Source organism: Hymenobacter aerilatus, assembly GCF_022921095.1.
Lineage (GTDB): Bacteria > Bacteroidota > Bacteroidia > Cytophagales > Hymenobacteraceae > Hymenobacter > Hymenobacter aerilatus.
Genome location: NZ_CP095053.1, coordinates 3,431,849 through 3,452,639 on the forward strand (window position 1 = coordinate 3,431,849; position 20,791 = coordinate 3,452,639).

The following is a 20,791-nucleotide window of genomic DNA, read 5'->3' on the forward strand; positions in this document are numbered from 1 at the left end:
TTGGTGGAAGGTTTAGGGTAGAACGACCACCACTGCCGCGGGTTGAGCAACTGGCAGTATTCAACAACATTCTGTACATCAAGCACAGTTGTACTACTGAACAGGGGCTTCTTTTTGATGCCGCCACAGCCAACCACTAGCGCCCAGCATTACCAGTAGTCCTACCCCCATTGTACTTAACATCACCTTGAGAGAAACCGGATACAGCAGGCTACTACCCGCGATGGTAACTACACCCAGCCACCACAGCACTTCGGCACTGGCGAGCCCGGTGCGAAGCGGTAGTTGGTGCAGCGCGGCCGGGTTGGCGGGTGGGTAGAGCAGGAACTTCAGGCGCGAATAGTCGTGTAGCAGCAGGCCCAGCGTGAGCACCAGAAACCCCGTGACTAGGTAGGGTGTACCTACCCAGTGCTGCGACCAAGTCAGAAAGATGATGTTCAGCCACATGGGCACCAGCATCACCGCACCTAGCAAAGCAAAGCGGCCCGTGAGCAGTAGCAGGCCAATGAATAATTGCGCCACCCCGATGAACCGGGCAAAGATTTCCAGGCTGTGCTGGGCCAGGAACGCGTGGTCCATAGGCGGCCCCATCAGCCCCGGAATGTGGTTGTCGGAGAGCTTGTAGAGGCCGCCGCCTAGCATGAGCGCACCCAGCAGCAGGCGTGCCCCCACCACGTAGAGTCGCCGCAACCAGCCTCCTACCCCCAGCGCCACCGCTGTAGCTACAAGGGGTAGGAGAATGCAAAGGGCGTAGAAAACAGTTGGTGTCACGCGAGTAGAATTGTGCTGTTAATGACGCGCCAGGGTTTGCAGCGCCGAGGCGGGCAGCGTGGCGTGGGTACTGTCAGAAAACTGGTAGCGCAAGTCCGGAATGGTGAAGGCATCCAGCACAAAGGCGCTACGATGGCGGAAATCCAGCCGCGCCGCGCTAATAGTGTTGCTTTTGGTGACGTGCACCTCAGCAGTGCTACCCGGCGTGGCACCGGCCAGCACGCGCAGCTGCCCGAGCTGGTTCTGCGCCAGCTCCACCGAAGCATTTTGGTCGGCGGCAACGAGCAAACTGTCTTGACGGAAACCTTTCACCTGCACGGCAGCCGAAGGCATATCTGGGTTTAGGGGCGTTGCCGGAGGCGCTTGAGCTACCCCGGCCGCAGAGGAGTTGACGAGTAGCGTAGCCAGGCGAGGGCAGCTCACGACGACCAGATTTGGTGTCCAATGGCTGCGTTCGTTGCGGCGCTTGGCGAGGTCGATAATGCGCAGACGGTGTCCGGTTTGCACTATTTGCACCGAGTCGGCTTGGTTGTGTTGCCGCACGGCAAACGGACCGGCTTCAATCTTGACCGTTAAGCGACTGCCCGGTGCTAGTTCTACCTCATCAAAATCGCGTAGTGTCAAGGCACTATAGTCGCGGTAGGGGTTGCGGAACTCGCCGCGGTTGTATTCGGCGCGCAGGGCTACGTTGTAGGTAGCCAGCGAGACTACCAAAATCAGGACTCCGACAAGTAATAGTTTGGTGCTGGTTTTCATGGCTAAGAAGGTAGGATGGCGGCTTGCTCTTGCTGAAACCGGGCGTAGCGCTCCTGCACTTCTTCCAGGCTGATGTCGAGCAACGACACCGTTTTGAAAAACTCGGGCAGCTCCTGTTGCAGAAACCGCTCCTTGCGCAGGGCCTTTACCTGCTGCGCAGCCTCGGGGGCCACAAAAAAGCCCAGGCCGCGCTTGTTATAAATCACCTCCTGCTGTTGCAGCAAATCGTAGGTCCGCATCACCGTATTGGGGTTTACTTGTAGGTCGCCGGCCAGCTCGCGCACCGACGGAATCTTCTCGTCGGCCTGCCACTTGCCCAGCAGAATATAGTCGCTCACGTACCCGGCTATTTGCAGGTAGATGGCCTCATTGTCCTTGAATTCCATATCGATTTCCTCCTGATTACACCTGCTTTTCCCGCAGTCGGGCGTAGGCTGCTGCCCAGAAAAGCCCCGTCAGCACTGCAAATACCAGCCCTACCCATTGCGTTTGATTGTCGGGCAACCCTACCGTGTAAAACGAGTGCGGAGTACTGAAACGCAGGTCATTGAATGGGAAGCTCAGCGCCAACTCCTGCCCAAAAACCGTTTTCAATACCTGGAAGTTGAGCACCGTCAGGACTCCCAACATTCCGAAAAAGACAAAAGCGGTTTTCACAAAGTGTGCCTTCTCAAAAGCAATAGCGCCTACCAACGTCACGGCATGCAACGCCGCGTAGATATAAAAAGCGGAGTAGGGTCGGTGCTCAGCCGAAAACAGCCCCACAGCCTCATGGTAATTCTCTTGGGTATTGAACAGCAACAGCACAATGCCATTTGCCAGATAAAACACCGGCACATACACCAACACAAACAGAACAAAGGAGTACAACCAGCCCACCAAGTATTTCTCCAGGGTAGACGCGGGCAGGCAAAAGGCAGCAATAGCGCGGTTTTTGGAACCGAATTGCTGAAATATCGTGCTGGTAAAGAACGTACCCGCGCCCAGCAGAAACACCACGAAGAATATCGTTTGCACGTCGGCGTTCATAGAGCCGCCTTGTAGGAGGCTCAGCGCCAGCATGAGCACCAATATTCCCCCAAATAGCACGGCCGCGCCCATCAGGTACTCGCGTAGGTGCTCGGCGGTGTGTTTGCGAAACAGCCGCCCAAATCGTTGAAAGCTAAACAGGTTGTGCATAGGAAGGCTGTTTCAGGAATGGCAGAAGGGTAGAGCTGCCACTGGTGGCGGCGTTGAATAGCAGTTCCAGATCTACCCGGCTGTAGGCGCCGGTAGCGTTGGGCACAATGGCTTGCCGGCCGCGCACCGAGTCTTCGGCGTAGAGCACAGGCGTGGTATCGGCGGCGGGTAGGGTAGCAAAGGTGAGCTGCTCTGTTAGCTGCTCGAGGTTGTGGTTGAGGGCAATCCGGCCGTCGTGCAGCACCACCACCGTGTCGATGAGGCTGTCTAGGTCGCGCACCTGGTGGGTGGAGATAATCATGCAGCGCTCCTCCGTAAGGGCCGAGGCCATGATGCGCCGGAACTGGGCTTTGGATGGAATATCGAGGCCGTTGGTGGGCTCGTCCATCACTAGCAAGCCCGTGTTGGTGGCCAGGGCAAAAGCAATCATGAACTTCTTCTGTTGCCCGAAAGACAGCTTGCTGAGCACGGCATGGGCCGGCACCTCAAACTCGTGCAGGTAGCGCGTCAGCTCCTCGGGCCGAAAGCGGGGGTAGAAGCCAGCCGTGTTGGCCACAAACTGCGCCGCCGTGAGGGCCGGCACATACAGTTCCTCGGCCAGAAAATACACCTCCTCCAGCATCGAGGGTAGGCGCCGCTGCGCCGACACGCCGTCGATCAGGCACTGCCCCGCCTGTGGGAAGGCCAGCCCTACTATATTCTTAAGCAGCGTGGACTTACCCGCGCCATTCTTTCCCAACAAGCCATATATATGGCCTCTGGAAAGCGAGAGCTGCAAGTTGTGCAGCAACGGGGAGTGCCGGCGGTAGCCGAAACTCATGTTTTGGATTTCTACCATACCTATTGCCTTAGTGTATTACTTAACTAGTACACTACAAACATAGTCGTATTTCTATTTGATAAGCAACGATTCGTAGTTTTTATTTTTTCCGCAGCACAGCAGCACTCCATCAGGCACCAAAGCCTTCGCACTCGCTCAGCGGTGCCGAGTGAGCCCTACGCTTGAAGGGCTGCGCCCCGAATCTGTCCCCGTCGCTTGGCAACGCTATTCTACTATCAGGCAGACGTGCGTAGCAGAGCTGCTCAGGCGTGGTGCTCACCCGCCCTAGCCGAGGGAGTGCAGAAACACGGAAGCCCGTTGCACACTTCACGCAACGGGCTTTCTATCAAGAGCAATCCTTTATTTTGATTGCAGACTGCCGAACGCGCCGGGCAAGCCGTTTTTATCGGGCTGAAACTCCAGGGAGATGGAGTTCATGCAGTAACGCTTGTGTGAGGGTGGCGGGCCGTCGTTGAAGAGGTGGCCTAGGTGGGCATCGCAGCGGCCGCAGAGCACTTCTACGCGCTCCATACCATGCGTGTGGTCGGCTTGGTAGCGCACGCTCTTGGGGCGCAGCGTCTGGAAAAAGCTGGGCCAGCCGCACTCACTGGCAAACTTAGCATCGGAGCGAAACAGGGCGTTGCCGCAGGCCGCGCAGTAGTAGCTGCCTTTGCCGGTGGTGTTCCAGTACTGCCCCGTAAAGGCCCGCTCGGTGGCTTTGTTGCGGGCCACCTCGTAGAGTGCCGGCGACAACACCTTTTTCCACTGCGCATCACTCACATGCAGGTGCGCGGTATCGGTGCGGGAGTAGTAAGGGTTAGCGGGGCGCGTCACGGGTGGGGACACTTTAGCTTTTGCGGGTGCAGCCTGCCCGAAAGTAGGCAGGCTACCTACGCTCAGCAGAGCAAGTAGAAAAAAGCGAATCAACATGCAGGCAATAAAAAAAGAGGGAAACTTATCATACGTAACTGCCTCCCGGAGCGGATGCACCTACCCTTACTCAACAGCGCATTGTGGCGCCCCGTTCCGCAGCAGGGCGGTGCTGGCTTACCCAGGTCCCTACCCTAGTTAACCGAAAAATTAACTCGCACTCCCCTACCCCCGTTTGTACTACCAAACCGCAACGTATGGCAAACCCCGATCAGCCCTCCTACCCGCATCTACCCTTGTCGCTCAGCGACCGGCTGGCCCTGGAGCGTACTCGCCTGGCCAACGAGCGCACCTTGCTAGCCTACCTACGCACGGGCATGGCGCTGATTATTGGGGGTTTATCGTTGATGAATTTCTTCCGGGACTACATATACATCTGGATTGGGGCGGCCTTTGTGCCGTTGGGGGTAGCCGTGGTAGTAGGCGGCTGGTCGCGCTATCGGTTCAAGCGGCAACGCATTCACGCCAACATGCTCACGGCTCTAACGCGCCTCTAGTGCTGCGGCTGGGTAGCCCGCACCACCCGCGCCGTGACCGACAACTGTCCCACGTGGCGCATGGTATGCTCGGCAGCGTGCGTCAGCAACCCCGTTACGGTGGAGGGCAGCCCCGCCCGCCCTACCCCCCGGTACTCGGGCAGCGTAGCTTCGTCGGTGGCGCGCAGCTGGTGCAGGGCGCGGTCTACCTGCCGGGCAAAGGCGGCTACCAGCGCGGCGGGAGTAAGCGGGGTGTTGGGGTCGTCGTGGCCCTCGGCGGCCAGAGCAGCTAGCTGGGCTGGCGCGAGGGTCTCGGCGCGGGCGTAGGTGAAGATGCGGTCGAGCACGCCGGTGAGGTGCTGCAAATGGAAGCCCACGGAGGCCACGCCAGCTGGCCGCTGCCATAGCAGGACTGCCGGAAAATCAGCTAACAACTCTTGTATTTCCTCGCGGGCTTGCAGCAGCGCGTGCGCTACGGGTTGGAGTAGTGGTGGCACTTCGGGCAGAGGACCGCGCAACCATACTTCTGGAGTATCAGGCATTTGGGTGAAAGGTATAGAGGAGATAAGCCGCCGAAGCAGTAGCGTGGCCGGACACGCAGTGGCGACGTCTAGTATAACCCGATAATGGTTTTAGTTGTTGGAGCTAGTATCTTGGCAGGGGACGAAAAAATCTTTCTTCGTTGCAATCGATACCGGTAACGTTACCAACGAATTAGTCGAAAAAAAGCTGTTGGAAGCTGATTTTTTCTGTGTTCATTTGGACCCACCGGTTCCCACCACCACGGCCGATGACTATCAACCACTTGGCTCGTGGCGCCCCGGTTTCGTTACGATAGTCCACCCTTTTTCGATCTGATTTTTCACGCAATTCCGCGCCTCTGTTTCTTTTCTACTTTCTATGCCCCCCATCATTTCGCCCCAGGTTGAGTTCAATGCCCTGCTTGCGCAGGTAAAGCAGTACACACCCGAAATTTTCGACCAACAAGGTCAATTTCTGAACCTGCTGGAAGGCAAATGGCAGGAGCCGGGCAAACCACGCTCATTTGTATCGCCCATTGATGGCACGGTGCTGGGTAGCCTACCTATGCTGGAGCGCGCCACCGCGCTGCGCGCCGTAGAGTTTGCCCGCGGCGAGTTTGCCGCCTGGGCCGCCATCGACCTTGATGAGCGCCGCCGTCGCGTGCAGGACTGCCTCGACCAACTGCGCAATCATGTTGAGCTGATTGCCAAGCTGCTGATGTGGGAAATCGGCAAAACCTACAAGCTGGGCTTCACCGACATCGACCGGTGCATCGACGGGGTGCAGTGGTACAACGACAACATCGAGCAGATGCTGGGCCGCCGCAAGCCGTTGGGCCTGGTCAGCAACATTGCCAGCTGGAACTACCCCATGTCGGTGCTGCTGCACGCGGTGCTGGTACAGGTGCTGTGCGGCAACTCCGTTATTGCCAAAACGCCTACCGATGGCGGTTTCATCTCCCTGAGCTTCACCTTTGCCATTGCCCGCCGCTGCGGTTTGCCCGTCACGTTGGTGAGCGGCCCCGGCGGCGAGCTGAGCGACGTATTGGTGAAAGATCATCACATTGACTGCCTCAGCTTTGTGGGCGGACGCTACAACGGCCGCAACATCGCCGATGCCCTTGATGAGCACCAGAAGCGCTATATGCTGGAAATGGAAGGCGTGAACACCTACGGCATCTGGGACTACTCCGACTGGGACACGCTGGCCAGCCAACTGCGCAAGGGCTACGATTACGGCAAGCAGCGCTGCACGGCCTACGTGCGCTTTGTGGTGGAGCGCCGCTTGTTCCCGCGCTTCCTGGAAACGTACTGGAACGTGATGCAGTCCCTGAAAATCGGCAACCCCACGGTGGTGCAAAACGCCAACGACCCGCTGCCCGAACTGGCCTTTGGCCCCGTTATCAACGCTGGACAGGCCACCGAACTGGACCGCCTCTACCAGGATGCGCTGAAAACCGGTGCTACTCCCCTGCTGGAAGGTCACCTGCCCGACGAGCTGTTCTTGCCCGGTCAGGACCGCTCGGCCTACCGCGCGCCGCGCGCCCTCGTAAACCTGCCCCGCCAGAGCGAGCTGTACTTCAAGGAGCCCTTCGGCCCCATTGATACCATTGTGCTGGTAGACCGCCAGGAAGAGCTAGTAGGCGAAATGAACATCTCTAACGGCGCTCTGGTAGCGGCAGTGGCCTCCGACGATGAGCGGCTGGCCCAACGCACCGCCAAAGAAATCCGTGCCTTTAAGGTAGGCATCAACCAACTCCGCTCCCGCGGCGACCGGGAAGAGGTGTTTGGTGGCCTGGGCGAGTCGTGGCGCGGGGCCTTTGTGGGCGGCAAGCTGCTGGTAGAAGCCGTAACCGAAGGCGCTTCCGACCAGGCCCTGTACGGCAATTTCGACGACGCCATTCTGCTCCCCGACAATCCGTAGTTGGCTAGTCTATCACTCCAACCATACAAAAGTGCCCTGGCCAACTGGTCAGGGCGCTTTTGTTATGTAGCTGGGTAGGCGGCTCACTGCCTGCTACTGCCCACCAAAGCGCACTACCTTGTTCACATAGTCGATGGTAGTGGGCTGCTGGCGGAACATGGGGTAGCCTAGCAACCCATCCAGCGTTACTTGATCGGGCTTCTGGTTAAGGTGGCTGATGGAAGAGAAAACGGTTGGCTGATTTCGAAAGGTAGGGCCCTGCACCAGTTGCAGCTTGCGCAGCTCGCCACTCGTAACGGAACGGGCCTTTTGGTCGGTGCCGGCCAATTGCACGGTTTCACTGTTGCGCAGCTGCGAGGCAAATGCCGCGGCGTAACGAACGTCCAGCAGATTCTGCTGGGCTCCGCAGTCGAGGGCCAGGCGCAGGGTTTCGCCCGCCACGCGCGCCTCTACCACCGGCAGATGCCCGCGCATGACAAAGGGTAGACCTTCGGTCGACTTATCGGGGGTAGGCTTGCGTAGCGTAACCGTCTGCGCCGCGTAGTCCAGCGTCACGGCGTACTGGCTGAGGAGGTTGTAGCCGATGAGCCCCAGCAGCTCCGACACGCCCGCCCGACGCGCCAGATCGGTTAGGTCGAGCGTGGGCACGTCGCGGTTGTGGAAAGAGATGCCCTGCCAGTTGAAATTGGTGGCGTGGTAGTAGTCGAAGCTGGCGCCGGTTCCGTTCACGCCGCGCAGTTGGCTGGCTACTACTGTACTCCCGCTAGCAGAGGAGCCAAAGCGCATCTTGTTCAGCAGCAAGGCCGGCGCCCCCGAATCGAGGAAAAAGTCGCCCCGCTGGCCGTCTACTTCGGCCGTCACAAGTAGTAGCCCGTTTTGGATGCGCATGGGCATCACCACTTCGGCTGGCGTCGTCAGATCCTGCACACTGAGTCGGGTATCAACCTTCTTGGCTTCTGCTTGTAACAGATTTATTTCCAACAGCTTGTTGGCTGGCGTCACCAGCACATCGTATTCCTTTTCAGCACCATTTTGGGTGAGGGCAAACACGTAGCGGGTATTGGCTCCTTCGGTGCTTTGCCGTACCAGCCGGGGCGTTGCCGCGTCTTTAAAGCGGGGTAGCATCTGCGCCAGCACTTGCGCTGTGTAGGCAGCGGGCAGGTGGCTCACCCGCGTTTCGGCCAGCAGGTAGGGCTGCACCACCGCCACCGACTGCGCCTGCATAGCGGCCACCAGCTTATCAAGTGGCTCACTGCCGGTTACGGCCTGTGCCCAAGCCGGCAGCCGGAGGCTCAGCAGAAGACAAAAGCTGCAAAAGAATGTACGCATACAGGCTTGGGTGAAGATTGATACCTTTTTCGTAGATGTGCCTCCCCTTGCCGGGGTTGCTTGGTAGGGTTACGGCGTGTGGCGGTAGTAGACGTAACGTTGCTTGTTTGGCTTCTTGCTTGTATTTTCCCTGTCTTACTCCGCCGCTAACCTATTACCTTGCACGGAGTTTCTTGCAAAGCGTTTGCAGGCAAGCCGGAAAGCACGAGTTGTTATGTTGGAAATTTCGCAACGCGGGCAGCAGATGCCCATGTCACCCTACCGCAAGCTCACACCCTACGCCGATGCGGCGAAGCAGCGGGGTACGGGCGTGTATCACCTCAATATCGGGCAGCCCGATATTGAAACGCCCCCCGCCATGCTGGCCGCCGTACGCGAAGCCGAGATTAAAGTGCTGGAGTACAGCCCCAGCGCGGGCAGCGGCAGCTACCGCCAAAAGCTGGCGGCCTACTACCAACGCAACCACATTCCGGTGCAGCCCGAAGATATTCTGGTGACGGCGGGCGGCAGCGAGGCCATCTTCTTCGCCTTTATGAGCTGCCTCAATCCGGAGGATGAAGTTGTGATTCCGGAGCCGTTCTACGGGGCCTATATTTCCTTTGCCATTGCCACCGATGTGCGCATTGTGCCCGTGGTATCTACCCTCGATGAAGGCTTCGCCCTACCCCCCATCGAGGCGTTTGAGCGGGTGATTACGCCGCGCACCAAGGCCATTATGGTCTGCAACCCCAGCAACCCGACGGGCTACGTATACTCTGAGGCAGAGCTCCTGCAGCTGCTAGACCTGTGCCGGCGCCACAACCTGTTTTTCTTGTCCGACGAGGCCTACCGCGAGTATTGCTACGAGGGCTTTGCCACCAGCGCCCTGCAACTGCCCGGCGCCGAGCAGCACGTGGTGATGGTAGACACTATCTCGAAGCGCTACAGCGCCTGCGGAGCGCGGCTGGGCGCGCTCGTGACGAAAAACCCCGACGTGCAGGCCGCCGCCCTCAAGTTTGCCCAGATGCGCGTGAGTGCGCCCGCCTTGGCCCAACTGATGGGCGAAGCCGCCGCCGAGCTACCCGAGTCCTACTTCGAGCACACCAAAGCCGAGTACCGCGCCCGCCGCGACCTGATGGTACGCCGCCTGCGCGCCATGCCCGGCGTGACCTGCCCTACCCCTGGCGGTGCCTTCTACGTGATGGCCCGCCTACCTGTGGATGATGCCGGCACGTTTGGCCGCTGGTTGCTGGAAGAGTTCAGCTACCAGGGTCATACCGTGATGGTGTCGCCGGCGGCGGGCTTCTACGTAACGCCCGGCCTGGGTCGCGACGAGGTACGCCTGGCCTACGTGCTGAACCTGGAAAAGCTTGATGCGGCCCTGGATTGCCTGGAGCAGGGCTTGGCCGCCTACCCTGGCCGGCTGGTGCAACCCATAGGTGACGCAACGCCCGCGCTGGAAGCTCGTCCGTAGGGTAGTTTATTTTCTCCACTTCCCTACCCTGCTGCTATGCCCGCCTCCTCGCATAAACCGTATTCGTTGGCGCTGCGCCTGTGGCACTGGGGCAACGCGGCCGTTATTTCAGGCCTGCTCACCACCATTCTGTTCTTATTCGTCATCATCAAGACCAAAGAGGTAGGCCCGATTTTTCAGGAGATGCTGGCCAAGGACGGGCTGGACGTGACGCAGCAGCAGGCGCGGGCGCTACGCAAAGTAGTGAGCAGCCGCATCTGGGACTGGCACATCACCTTGGGCCTGGTGCTAACGGGGTTGCTGGTATTTCGGGTGGCGCTGGAGTGGCTGCAGCCGGAAGCGCAGCGTTTTTCTACTCGCTTGCGCCGCGCCCGTGCCCACTTCCAGCGCCAGGGAGCCGACGTGCGCGACGCCCGCCACTCGTTGCTGGTAAAGTGGTCCTACCTTGTTTTTTACTTGCTACTAGTAGTGATGGTGGGCACCGGCTTGGTGCTCGTGTACGCCGATGACGCGGCCTTTCTGCATGACCTCGAGCACACCTGCAAAGAGATTCACGAGGTTAACATGTACCTGGTTATTGCCTTCGTGGTAGTGCACATGGCGGGAGTAGTGTGGGCCGAAGCGACCCGTAACCGTGGCATCGTGTCGGATATGATTAATGGGGGCAACCGGGTAGAATAGCCAACCTATCGAAGAATGAGTAGCTTACAGTATCTATTCAACAACCTGATGCTCTATGCTTTATCAACCTCCTGGCTTTGTTCTATTCTTCTTATTCGGCTTCGACCTTGCCGCGCTGGCGCTCCTGTATTTTCTGGTTCGGTCGTCGGCACGCTGGGAGCGGGTGTTGCTGTATGGCTCGGCCGTACTGCTCATACTGTTCTCCTCATTCCTGAAGCTGCTGTATTCCGAGCCGGCCCCTCTTGCTTCAACTCCTAGCGATCTGCAAGTTGAGAATAGGCTAAGCAGTTCGTTTCAGACTTTCTACTATCTAGACGAGGGCAAAAACGGACATCTAGAAGCCTACTGGAAGGAACATATGCTGGGCCGCCACAAAACCCGCATGTTGGAGATGGAAGGCTTCCGGGGGCTGCTTCTTGCCAAGAAAATAGATGGACAGTGGCAGTATCAGCGCGTTTTGCCGAGCCATTTAACAGCGGTGCTCGACTCCGCGCATTTCCACCCCGATACCTCCGGCCGCGTTGCGCGCGCCGTTTGGGGCTATTTCGGCGTCGAGCTTAGTATCTACCTATCAGAGTTGCTAACGCTGGCTGCACTCTTTCTCCTGGTGTATCGCCTACCCGCCGCTTTTCGCAAGCAGCCGGATATCCCGTATATCAATGTGGTACTTACCTGATACTAGGTTTGGCTCCTGTCTTTTCCTCTCACAACGAGTGAGAACATCGTCACTGCGAGTTAACACAGGAGCGTGCAAGGCTATGGTACGCTTATTGTCTAAAGCAGAGGGTCTTAATCTCCTGCTCCATGCTTGCCTCCGAAATTCATTTCCGCGCTGCTCTCCATGAGGAGCGTTTTGCCCTGGCCGCCGTTCTGCTCTCCCAGGCAGTAGAGTCCCGTGCTTCCAAGCCATTCTCATTGGTGCAAGTAATGCACTTGCAGCGAGCCTGCCAGCTACTGCTCGCGCACCGCGAAGGGCACACCGCCGACAGCCTGTTGCAGGCAGCAGAAGACTACATGTACCACCTGTCTCCTATCCCCCAACGCACCCCGGAGCTGGTGCAGCACTAGCCCCTCCCCCACTAAAAAACGCCAGCCTCTTGCGAAGCTGGCGTTTTGCTTTTCACACAAATTCTTGACTACAAGGTCTGCAAATCAATCACGAAGCGGTAGTGCACGTCGCCTTTCACCATGCGCTCGTAAGCTTCATTGATGTCTTTCATCGGAATCATTTCAATGTCGGACATGATGTTGTGCTCGGCGCAGAAGTCCAGCATTTCCTGGGTTTCCTGAATGCCACCGATAAGCGAGCCGGCAATGCGGCGGCGCTTGGCAATGAGATTGAACGCGTGGATTTCGGGCGCTTCTGGCGGCACACCCAGCAGCACCATCGTGCCATCGAGACGCAGGGCAGCCAGGTAGGGTGTCAGGTCTATTTTGGCCGATACGGTGTTGATGATCAGGTCGAAGTAGTTGCCGGCAGCTTTCATGGCTTCCGGGTCTTTCGACACCACAAATTTGTGGGCACCCAGCTCGCGGGCATCTTTTTCTTTCGATGGCGAGGTGCTGAATACGGTTACTTCGGCCCCCATGGCGGCGGCTAGTTTCACAGCCATATGGCCCAGGCCGCCCAGACCTACTACGCCTACCCGGTCGCCGGCTTTCACTTTCCACTGGCGCAGGGGCGAGTAGGTAGTGATGCCTGCACACAGCAGTGGCGCCACGCGGGCCAAGTCTAGCTTTTCAGACACATGCAGTACAAACTCCTCACGCACCACAATGTGGCTGGCGTAGCCGCCGTAGGTAGGCGCACCGGTTTCCCGCTCGCGACCGTTGTAAGTGCCCGTGAAGCCTTCTTCGCAGTATTGCTCCACACCTTCGTCGCAGCTGGAGCAGTGCTGGCAGGAGTCGACCATACACCCTACACCGGCTAGGTCGCCTTGTTTGAATTGTTTTACGTGGCTACCTACCTCCACTACACGGCCCACAATTTCGTGGCCGGGTACCATGGGGAAGATCGAACCACCCCATTCGTCGCGGGCCTGGTGCACATCGGAGTGGCACACACCGCAGTACAGGATTTCAATGAGGACATCGTGGGCGCCTACCTCGCGGCGCTCGAAGGAAAAGGGCGCAAGAGGAGCGTTGGCCGCTTCGGCGGCGTATGCTTTGGTTTGGTTCATGAGAGGGGTATAAGAACGGATAATGAAGTTTATTAAACCGATCTGGCGCCCAAAAGTTTTAATTGCTAGCAATTTAATTTTCAGCAATCAAAAGACACAAACAACTTTCTCAGATGTCGGGCAGAGCTAAAGACTCTACACGGTAGCTTCTACTGGCGTGGGCTGCGTGGTGGGCCACGGCTCTTTGCCGTTCACTAATCCTTCTACCTGTTCTCGCATCCTTTTCAGCGACTCGCGGGCAAAGCGACGCTGCAACATGCGCCCAAACAGTCGGAAGCCTACCCAATAGATGGGGTTACGGATGCTGCCCAGTTGCGAGTAGGCGTGCACGTGAAATATTACCTCGCCCGTTGTCAGATTCTTGTGCACGGTGAATTCAATCTGACCACGCTCAAAATGGCCTTCCAGTGTGCGGTAGTTGTAGCCCCACACCTGTTCTTGTTGGCCGTCGGCAGTGGTGCGCTGCTCGTCTACTATTCCCCCGATGCGCACGCCAAACCAAAACGTGAAGAACAGGAACCGTGCCCGCAGCACCATAATGCGCTGGTCGAGCTCTGAGTCGGGCGGGAAGATGCCGGTGATGAGGTCGGGCGGCGGGAAGGAGTAGCGGCGCAGCACCACCCGAGCTGCCTCCCAGCTACCGTGCTCTTCGGGGGCGCCAGGTTGCTCGGCCAGCAAATCCTGCTGGTAATCGTCGATGCGCCAGCCGCTTTCGGCGGTGTACTCGTTGCTGCGCTCGGGGTCGAAGTTGTATTTGGCGTCTTTGTAGGCAGCTAGTCGGGCCTGTTGCTGTTCCCAGAGCGGTGGCGTGGTCTTAGGCATGAGCAGACTGGCTGGAGCCTTTTTCAATGGTTTCTACCTGCACGCTACCCAGGGTAGCGCCGCCGCTGGCCTCGGCTACCCGCTCGCAGAAGATGCGCCAGGTTTGCTCCTGCACACGCTTGCCGGCGCCCAGCTTATCGTACATGAATGCCACCAACCCATCCCGACTACGTGCCCAAGACCGAATTTCGAAGCGTAGGGCGTCGGCGCGGTCGGGGTGCGGGAGCAGGCTGAAGCGGATGTGCCCAGCCTCAGGGTGACCATCGAGGGTAGCAAACTCGAAGGAAGTAGGCGTCACCTCCGTCACGCGCACTTGCCCATTCCAGGGGCCGAGAATTTTGATGGAGAATTCGTCGTCTACGGCCAAGCTGTGCTGTTCGCCAGCGGTTTTCTCGAAATCGGCCAGCAAATCGGGCGAGAAGTGGGCCACATCACACTGAATCTGCTGCATCAGCGCGGCAGCCGTGTGGCGCGGCCGCACAATATCGATATGGTAGCGCCGCTCCAGAAAAGGGCCGCTACCGGTATGGGCAGGTTGTTCGGGTTTAGCCATCTGTGTTGAAGTTGCGAGTTAATTCATCTAAACGCAGCGCAGGCCCACAGGTTGACGCCGTTTGCGACAGACAACTCTTCTACCGGTTCGTAGTACATGGTAGTCTACCCCTTCTTTTCTATCATGTACCGCCCTTACCACCCACCCGCCGACCCAGTTATTGTGCGCGACCTCACGCAGCAGCAAAATGACCTGCGCCAGCGCGTGCGCCTGGAACCCCTGCCCGCCGCGCCGCGCCTCATTGCTGGCTGCGACTCATCGTTTCCTACCCCCGATACTATCCTATCAGTGTTTGTGGTGCTCACGTTTCCGGAGCTGCAACTCGTCGAGAAAATTTACCATCACGATACCGTGACGCTGCCCTATGTACCAGGCTTTCTGGCCTTCCGCGAAGCGCCCAACCTGCTGCGCGTGTACGAAAAGCTGCAACACAAGCCCGATGTAATCATGGTGGATGGCCATGGCATTGCGCACCCGCGCCGCATGGGCATTGCCACCCAGCTGGGCGTGCTGCTCGATGTGCCTACCTTCGGCGTGGCTAAGCAAAAGCTGACGGGCAACTACGAGGAACCGGCCCTGGAGAAAGGCAGTATCACGCCCCTCGCTGACAAAGCCGGCGAGCTAATCGGGCAGGTATTGCGCTCCAAGGACAAGATCAAGCCTTTGTTTGTCAGCCCCGGCCACCGTTGCGACCAAGCCACCGCCCTGCAATTGACGCTGGCCTGCCTGCGCGGCTACAAACTACCCGAACCTACCCGCCTAGCCGACCATTGGGCAGAGCAATTCAAGAAGGAATTGTAAAAACTAACCGTCTGTCATCCTGAGCAGAGCGAAGGACCTTCTTACGCAGGAACGAGTCGTTGGTACGCTTGTCGTTCACGCGTGAGAAGGTCCTTCGCTCTGCTCAGGATGACAGACGATTGGGAATACCCCACGAAAGTGTCGCCAACGACTCCCCCGCAGCGTCCGGCAGCCCCAGCAGCCGCGCTACCGTTGCGTATACCACCCGCGGGCTACCCGCCTCGGCCATGATGCCGCGCTGGATAGATGCCTGCGTTGACTTCGACAGCTTCTCACCGTCAGCACCGGGTAGCAGGGCGTGGTGAGCAAACTGCACGTGCCCAAATGCGGCGGTGCATTTAGCCTGACTAGCCAGCCACAATTGCGCGGCCGTGCTGGGTAGTAGGTCTAGCCCACGCACGATGAGGGTAGTACCGAGACGTATATCGTCTACCACCGAGGCAATCTGGTAGGCGGCCACACCGTCTTTTTTGCGCACTACAAAATCGCCTATATCGGCGGCTAGCGGCACGGCTACTTGCGGCTGCCATAAATCCTGGAATTCAATGGTAAGGCCGTTGGGCACGTGGGCGCGCCAGGCGGTTTCGGGCGTATCCAAGGGTAGTCGCTGGGCCTGGCAGGTGGCGTCTGGGTGCTGGCCGCCAGCGCGTTGGATGTCGGTGCGGGAGCAGCGGCAAGCGTAGAGCAAGTCGGGCACTTGGCGCAGTTCGTCCAGCAATTGCTGGTATTCTCCCAGATGATGCAGCTGGGAAAAATTTGTCTCGAAATCCTCGGGGCCGCTGGGGCCATGGTCGTAGTCGAGGCCGAGCCACTCGATGGTTTGGAAGATGTTGTCGAGGTAGGCGGGGCGCAGGCGTTGGCGGTCCAGGTCATCGATGCGCAGATGCAGGGTGCCGCCAGCGCGGCGCGTGAGCAGCCACGTCAGCACAAAATTCACGGCATTGCCTAGGTGTAGGTAGCCGCTAGGGGTAGGCGCCAGGCGGGAGACGATGGGAGCAGTGATAGAGGATAGATTCATTGATAAATTATGTCATCCTGAACGCAGTGAAGGACCTTCTCACGCGTGAACGACTATCGTAACAACGACTTGTTCTTGCGTGAGAAGGTCCTTCACTGCGTTCAGGATGACAGACTTTTTTACTGTCTACTAACCCTACTGCTTACCGGCCACCGGGAGGGCAGTTGTCCTTCAGAAACTTGGTGTAGGTAGCGGCCAAGTGTTGGCTGGTGCCTTCACCCTCGGAGATGCTGTGCGTGCGGTTGGGGTAGCTCATCAGCTGAAATACCTTGCCGTGACGCACCAGTTCGTTGATCATCTGCTCGGCGTTGTTGTAGTGCACGTTGTCGTCGCCGGTACCGTGGATGAGCAGCAGGTTACCGCGCAGTTTGCTGGCGTGGGCCAACGGCGAGTTATCCACGAAGTAGTGCTTGTCTTCGGGCAGCAAGCCCATGTAGCGCTCCTGGTAGATGTTGTCGTAGTTCAGCTGATTGTCCACGGCGGCAATGCTAATGCCGGTTTTGTAGATCTGCGGGTACTGAAACAGCAGGCTGAGGGTAGACGAGCCGCCACCGCTCCAGCCCCACACCGCTACGCGGCTGGTATCCACCCAGTTGTTTTTCAGCACTTCCTTCGCACCCAGTGCTTGGTCGCGAATATTGAGGCTACCAATATTGTGGTAGATAGCCTTGCGGAACTCCCTACCACGCGGGGCGGGTGCGCCGCGGTTTTCCAATGAGGCGTAGATGTAGCCGTCGTCGGCCATGCTACCTTGGTAGAGGCGGTTGAAGCCGGTGCCGAAACGGTCGGTCACGGTCTGGCTGGCTGGCTCGCCGTACACGTAGAACACGATGGGGTATTTCTTCTTAGGGTCGAAGTTGGAGGGCTTCACCATCCAGCCGTCCAGGGTCACGCCATCCGCGGTTTTCACTTGGAAAAACTCTGCTTTCGGTAGCTTGATGCTTTTTGCTTGGGCGGGTACGTCGCCGCCGTTTAAGCGCTGGTGAGCGGGTAGGCTCACCACATCCGACACCGGAAATACCGTGGTACTGGAGTAGTTGTGCAAGGCAATTTTGCCGTTGGGCGAGATGTCGTAGCCGTGGGTACCTGCCAGGTTTTGGGGCGTCACGCGCTCCGCTTTGCCGCCTTTCAGGGGCATTTTGTAGAGGTACTGCTGAGTGGCATTGGTGGGCGAGGCCATGAAGTAGATAGTGCCCGTAGGCTCACTAATCTGCTCAATGCTAATTACATCGTAGTCGCCTTTGGTCAGCAGCTTTTCCTTACCCTTGCGGTCTACTGTGTAGAGGTGGCGCCAGCCGTCCTTCTCGCTGCTCCACACAAAGCTCTTGCCGCCGTCAATCCAGTTCCAGCCCACGGCACCGTCTTTGGCATCAATCCAGGCCTTGTCGGTTTCAGAATAGATGGGCTTGGCCGCGCCGGTGCTGGCATTCACCAGCATCAGCTTGCTTTCGTTCTGGCGGCGGTTCAGCTGCTGCAAAATCAGCTCGCCGCTGCCCGACCACTCCATGCGCGGAATGTAGTGCTGCACGGCATCGCCGGGCACTTCCATCCACTTGGTTTCGCCGCCATTCACGGCTACCACGCCAATGCGGCAGCGGCTGGGGTCTTCGCCTACCACGGGGTACTCTACGGGCACATTGAAGGGGTAGAGCGCGTCGGTGGTGTTCAGCATCAGGTAGTTGGGCGTCTTGCGGGCGTCCAGCTGCCAGTAGGCAATGTGCTGGCCATCGGGCGACCAACGGAAACCGTCGCGGCAGTCCAGCTCCTCCTCATACACCCAGTCGAAGGTGCCGTTGATGAGCTTGTCGGTGCCGTCGGTAGTGAGGGCCTTGCTGGTGCCGCTGGCTACGTCTTCCACGTACACGTTGTGGCCGCTTACATAGGCCACTTTCGAGCCATCGGGCGAGAACTTGGCAAACATCAACGACGACGCAGGCTTGTCTTTGCCTACCTGCTTCAGCGTCTTGGCCGTTTGGTCATACACCCAATAATCGCCGCGGGTGTCGTAGCGCCACACTTTTTTGGTGTTGGTGTTGATGAGCACCTTCTGGCCATTGTCGGAGAAGGCAAAGCGGCGTACGCCAATGGGCGCCTGCTGGCCGGCGGGCGTCAGCATTTGCTTGCTCACAAGGGTCACTTTTTTGGACGGGTCGCGCAGATCGAGCTGCACAATTTCGCCGTCTTGGGCGCGCATGTAGCCGTAGCCGTCTTTGGTCCACTGGGTGCCGGGGCCTACCTGCGCCAACGTGGCGGGGGCCGCAGCCAACAAAAGCAACGCGGCCACACCGGCGCTGCGTACTGCGTGTTGAATCATTCGGGGTGTTGAGAATTTTTGAGGGGTGGAAATTAGGCTTTTTCGGCGGGAAGGCGGTAGCTGGTTTGGCGCTGCTGATACTTGGCCAGCGCTAGTGCTTACCATCGCAGGGTCGTAGGGAAGTAAAGTAAGGTTGCACGCAACTTTCATGTACCTACATAGGTTATACATACAAAGTACTATCTTGCATTCCCCTTCGACTTCATACTTTCTTTTCCTGTGAAACACGCCCCCACTACCTACCCCGTGCATGAGCTAATTCGCCAGCGCTGGAGCCCTCGTTCGTTTGCCAGTCAGCCCGTAGCGCACGACACGCTGCAACAGGTTTTTGAAGCAGCTACCTGGTCGGCTAGTGCCCTCAATGCGCAGCCCTGGCGCTATATCTACGCGCACCACGCCGATCAGGAGAACTTCCAGAAAATGGTAGACTGCCTGCTGCCCGGCAATCAGCCCTGGGCCAAAAATGCGCCCGTGCTCATCCTAGCACTCGCCAACACGCAGTTTGATAACGGTCAGCCCAATGGCGCGGCCCTCCATGACCTAGGCATGGCCAACGCCACACTATCTATTGAGGCTACGGCGCAGGGCTTATACACGCACTTTATGGGTGGTTTCGATCATGCTCGCACCAAGGAAGCTTTCCAGCTACCCGACACGCTGCAACCCGTTGCCTTTATTGCCCTGGGCTACCTCGGCGACGCAGAGCTGCTGGAAGAGCCCTTCCTGAGCCGTGAGAAAGCAGCTCGCCAGCGCAAGCCTGTTTCTGAAATTGCTTTCAAAGGCTCCCTACCCGCCTAGCGCCATGCCCCACCGGCTCACCCACGCCCACGACCGGGGTCTGAAAGACATCGGCTGGCTGCAAAGCAATTTCTCACTTAGCTTCGGCCCCTACGCCAACCCTGAGCGGGCAGGCTTTGGGTTGCTGCGCGTGTTCAACGATGATTTTGTAGCACCTGGCAATGGCTTCGGGCTGCACGCCCACGCCAACATGGAAATCATCAGTATTATGCTGGCCGGGCGCATGAACCACATCGACTCGATGGGCTACCGCGAGGAGGTAGGCGCCGATTGGGTGCAGATTATGAGTGCCGGCTCTGGCCTGCGCCACGAGGAGCACAACGTGGGCGACGACACAGTGAACTTCCTGCAAATCTGGATTGAGCCGAAGCTGCAAAACGTGACGCCGCGCTACCAGCGCCGCCACTTCCCCGCCGAAAAGCGTCGCAACCAGCTCACCACCGTGGTCAGCAACGAGGAAGGCACGGCGCACTGCTGGATCAACCAAAATGCAAAGCTCTCCTTGGGCTTCTACGATGCCGGTCAGCAGGTCTCTTACTCGCTCAACCCGCTGAATAAGTGCGTGTTTATCTTTGTAATAGAAGGCACCTTAACTGTAAACGGCCAAGCCGTGGCCCAGCGCGAAAGCCTGGGGCTGTGGGAAACCAGCGAGGTGCAGATTAATTGCGAAACAGAAAGTAAGTTTATCGTGATTGAAGCGCCGATTAACCACTAAAAGCTAAAAAACTAGTTCCCCTCCTTTTTTCAAGGAGGGCTAGGGGTGGTTCTATTCGTTGAACGATACTAGCATTAGTTTCTAGTTCTAGCAAGACCACCCCTAGTCCCTCCTTGAAAATAGGGGAGCTAGTTTTTTAGCTTTACCTCCCCAACGTACGCAGGGCCAGTAGGCATAGCGCTACCGAGCCGGAAACTTTGATAGCACCGCGCAGCACCATGCCTTCTATTTCGGCTAGGGGCACGCGCACTACCTCAATGTTTTCGGTAGGGTCGAGGTGCTGCTCGGCTACGTGGTGGGCGTTGCGGGCCAGGTAGAAATAGATGCGGTTGGTGTCTTTGGTGGGGTTGTCGATGACTTCGGAAAGCAGCTCTAGGTCGCCGGCGTAGCCGGTTTCCTCTACCAGCTCGCGGGCAGCGGCTTGCAGGTGCTCGGTTTCGTGGGCATCTACTACCCCGCCGGGCAGCTCCAGCAAAATCTCGGCGGCGGCGTGCTTGTACTGGCGCACAAACAGCACTTCATTGTCCGTAGTCAGCGGAAAAATCAGCACCACGTTGGGGCGCACGCTCACAAAGTAGTCGTCGAGCACGTGGCCGTTGGGCAGCTCCACATGGTCGCGGCGGAGCGTGTACCATTTGTGCTCAAAGACGAGTTCCGATTGCAGGGTTTTCCAGGGGGTAATGTTGATAGGCATAGAAAGTAAAATGTCCAAGGGCGCAAGGTAGCGCCGCCCGGCCATTCGTCGCTGCC

General features: G+C 58.3%; 23 protein-coding genes. 9 read left to right on the top strand and 14 right to left on the bottom strand.

Going from position 1 to position 20,791, the window contains the following annotated elements; all coding sequences use genetic code 11:
- Positions 1 to 93: 93 nt before the first annotated feature.
- From MUN82_RS14335 to msrB, 6 genes are all read right to left on the bottom strand, one after another.
- Positions 94 to 771 carry a DoxX family membrane protein gene (locus MUN82_RS14335; protein WP_245091487.1) on the bottom strand — a complete coding sequence of 226 codons (678 nt, stop codon included), beginning with the start codon at positions 769 to 771 and terminating at the stop codon, positions 94 to 96.
- 18 nt (positions 772 to 789) lie between these two features.
- Entirely contained in the window at positions 790 to 1,527 is a 738-nt protein-coding gene (locus tag MUN82_RS14340; RefSeq protein ID WP_245091490.1) for a hypothetical protein, read from the bottom strand.
- Positions 1,528 to 1,529: 2 nt separating this feature from the next.
- Positions 1,530 to 1,913: a GntR family transcriptional regulator gene (locus MUN82_RS14345; RefSeq protein WP_245091492.1), complete on the bottom strand. Its 384-nt coding sequence runs from the start codon at positions 1,911 to 1,913 to the stop codon at positions 1,530 to 1,532.
- Between the two features lie 16 nt (positions 1,914 to 1,929).
- Positions 1,930 to 2,706: a hypothetical protein gene (locus tag MUN82_RS14350; RefSeq protein ID WP_245091494.1), complete on the bottom strand. Its 777-nt coding sequence runs from the start codon at positions 2,704 to 2,706 to the stop codon at positions 1,930 to 1,932.
- Entirely contained in the window at positions 2,690 to 3,544 is an 855-nt protein-coding gene (locus MUN82_RS14355; RefSeq protein WP_245091496.1) for an ABC transporter ATP-binding protein, read from the bottom strand. Before MUN82_RS14355 ends, MUN82_RS14350 begins: the two co-directional genes overlap by 17 nt.
- Positions 3,545 to 3,886: 342 nt before the next feature.
- Positions 3,887 to 4,456: a peptide-methionine (R)-S-oxide reductase MsrB gene (gene msrB, locus MUN82_RS14360; protein WP_245091498.1), complete on the bottom strand. Its 570-nt coding sequence runs from the start codon at positions 4,454 to 4,456 to the stop codon at positions 3,887 to 3,889.
- A gap of 197 nt (positions 4,457 to 4,653) precedes the next feature.
- Here msrB and MUN82_RS14365 point away from each other — a divergent pair, with 197 nt between their 5' ends.
- The gene (locus MUN82_RS14365; protein WP_245091500.1) at positions 4,654 to 4,953 is read left to right on the top strand and encodes a DUF202 domain-containing protein; all 300 of its coding nucleotides are present in this window, start codon (positions 4,654 to 4,656) and stop codon (positions 4,951 to 4,953) included.
- On the opposite strand, the gene MUN82_RS14370 is transcribed toward MUN82_RS14365, so the two are convergent.
- Complete coding sequence (locus MUN82_RS14370; RefSeq protein ID WP_245091502.1) at positions 4,950 to 5,474, bottom strand: DinB family protein; 525 nt, start codon at positions 5,472 to 5,474, stop codon at positions 4,950 to 4,952. The genes MUN82_RS14365 and MUN82_RS14370 overlap by 4 nt on opposite strands.
- 358 nt (positions 5,475 to 5,832) lie before the next feature.
- Here MUN82_RS14370 and MUN82_RS14375 point away from each other — a divergent pair, with 358 nt between their 5' ends.
- Positions 5,833 to 7,377 (top strand): aldehyde dehydrogenase family protein, encoded by a 1,545-nt coding sequence (locus tag MUN82_RS14375; protein ID WP_245091504.1) that lies wholly within the window; start codon positions 5,833 to 5,835, stop codon positions 7,375 to 7,377.
- 93 nt (positions 7,378 to 7,470) lie between these two features.
- On the opposite strand, the gene MUN82_RS14380 is transcribed toward MUN82_RS14375, so the two are convergent.
- A complete protein-coding gene (locus MUN82_RS14380) occupies positions 7,471 to 8,706 on the bottom strand; it encodes an aspartyl protease family protein (RefSeq protein ID WP_245091506.1) in 1,236 nt (411 codons plus the stop codon).
- A 214-nt stretch (positions 8,707 to 8,920) separates the two neighbouring features.
- Here MUN82_RS14380 and MUN82_RS14385 point away from each other — a divergent pair, with 214 nt between their 5' ends.
- The 4 genes from MUN82_RS14385 (at position 8,921) to MUN82_RS14400 (ending at position 11,908) form a co-directional block, all read left to right on the top strand.
- Entirely contained in the window at positions 8,921 to 10,159 is a 1,239-nt protein-coding gene (locus tag MUN82_RS14385) for a pyridoxal phosphate-dependent aminotransferase (protein ID WP_245091508.1), read from the top strand.
- A 36-nt stretch (positions 10,160 to 10,195) separates the two neighbouring features.
- Positions 10,196 to 10,840 (top strand): cytochrome b/b6 domain-containing protein, encoded by a 645-nt coding sequence (locus tag MUN82_RS14390; protein ID WP_245091510.1) that lies wholly within the window; start codon positions 10,196 to 10,198, stop codon positions 10,838 to 10,840.
- A gap of 55 nt (positions 10,841 to 10,895) precedes the next feature.
- Positions 10,896 to 11,516: a hypothetical protein gene (locus MUN82_RS14395; protein WP_245091512.1), complete on the top strand. Its 621-nt coding sequence runs from the start codon at positions 10,896 to 10,898 to the stop codon at positions 11,514 to 11,516.
- 128 nt (positions 11,517 to 11,644) lie between these two features.
- Positions 11,645 to 11,908: a hypothetical protein gene (locus tag MUN82_RS14400; protein ID WP_245091514.1), complete on the top strand. Its 264-nt coding sequence runs from the start codon at positions 11,645 to 11,647 to the stop codon at positions 11,906 to 11,908.
- 68 nt (positions 11,909 to 11,976) lie between these two features.
- Here MUN82_RS14400 and MUN82_RS14405 read toward each other — a convergent pair whose 3' ends face one another.
- The 3 genes from MUN82_RS14405 to MUN82_RS14415 form a co-directional block, all read right to left on the bottom strand.
- Positions 11,977 to 13,020, bottom strand: a complete 1,044-nt coding sequence (locus tag MUN82_RS14405) for an NAD(P)-dependent alcohol dehydrogenase (RefSeq protein ID WP_245091515.1) — start codon at positions 13,018 to 13,020, stop codon at positions 11,977 to 11,979.
- 135 nt (positions 13,021 to 13,155) lie between these two features.
- The gene (locus MUN82_RS14410) at positions 13,156 to 13,842 is read right to left on the bottom strand and encodes a DUF1990 domain-containing protein (RefSeq protein ID WP_245091516.1); all 687 of its coding nucleotides are present in this window, start codon (positions 13,840 to 13,842) and stop codon (positions 13,156 to 13,158) included.
- Positions 13,835 to 14,395, bottom strand: coding sequence for a DUF1990 family protein (locus tag MUN82_RS14415; protein WP_245091517.1), 561 nt, complete (start codon positions 14,393 to 14,395; stop codon positions 13,835 to 13,837). Before MUN82_RS14415 ends, MUN82_RS14410 begins: the two co-directional genes overlap by 8 nt.
- 123 nt (positions 14,396 to 14,518) lie before the next feature.
- Here MUN82_RS14415 and nfi point away from each other — a divergent pair, with 123 nt between their 5' ends.
- Complete coding sequence (gene nfi / locus MUN82_RS14420) at positions 14,519 to 15,196, top strand: deoxyribonuclease V (protein ID WP_245091518.1); 678 nt, start codon at positions 14,519 to 14,521, stop codon at positions 15,194 to 15,196.
- Between the two features lie 103 nt (positions 15,197 to 15,299).
- Here nfi and MUN82_RS14425 read toward each other — a convergent pair whose 3' ends face one another.
- Positions 15,300 to 16,214, bottom strand: coding sequence for a glutamate--tRNA ligase family protein (locus MUN82_RS14425; RefSeq protein ID WP_245091519.1), 915 nt, complete (start codon positions 16,212 to 16,214; stop codon positions 15,300 to 15,302).
- A gap of 142 nt (positions 16,215 to 16,356) precedes the next feature.
- Positions 16,357 to 18,528 carry a S9 family peptidase gene (locus MUN82_RS14430; protein ID WP_245091520.1) on the bottom strand — a complete coding sequence of 724 codons (2,172 nt, stop codon included), beginning with the start codon at positions 18,526 to 18,528 and terminating at the stop codon, positions 16,357 to 16,359.
- Positions 18,529 to 18,747: 219 nt separating this feature from the next.
- Between MUN82_RS14430 and MUN82_RS14435 the strand changes: the two genes are divergently transcribed.
- Positions 18,748 to 19,326, top strand: a complete 579-nt coding sequence (locus tag MUN82_RS14435; RefSeq protein WP_245091521.1) for a nitroreductase family protein — start codon at positions 18,748 to 18,750, stop codon at positions 19,324 to 19,326.
- 4 nt (positions 19,327 to 19,330) lie between these two features.
- Positions 19,331 to 20,041: a pirin family protein gene (locus MUN82_RS14440; protein ID WP_245091523.1), complete on the top strand. Its 711-nt coding sequence runs from the start codon at positions 19,331 to 19,333 to the stop codon at positions 20,039 to 20,041.
- Between the two features lie 142 nt (positions 20,042 to 20,183).
- Here the strand turns inward: MUN82_RS14440 and MUN82_RS14445 are convergent, their stop codons facing one another.
- Entirely contained in the window at positions 20,184 to 20,735 is a 552-nt protein-coding gene (locus MUN82_RS14445; RefSeq protein WP_245091525.1) for an NUDIX hydrolase, read from the bottom strand.
- Between the last annotated feature and the right edge of the window lie 56 nt (positions 20,736 to 20,791).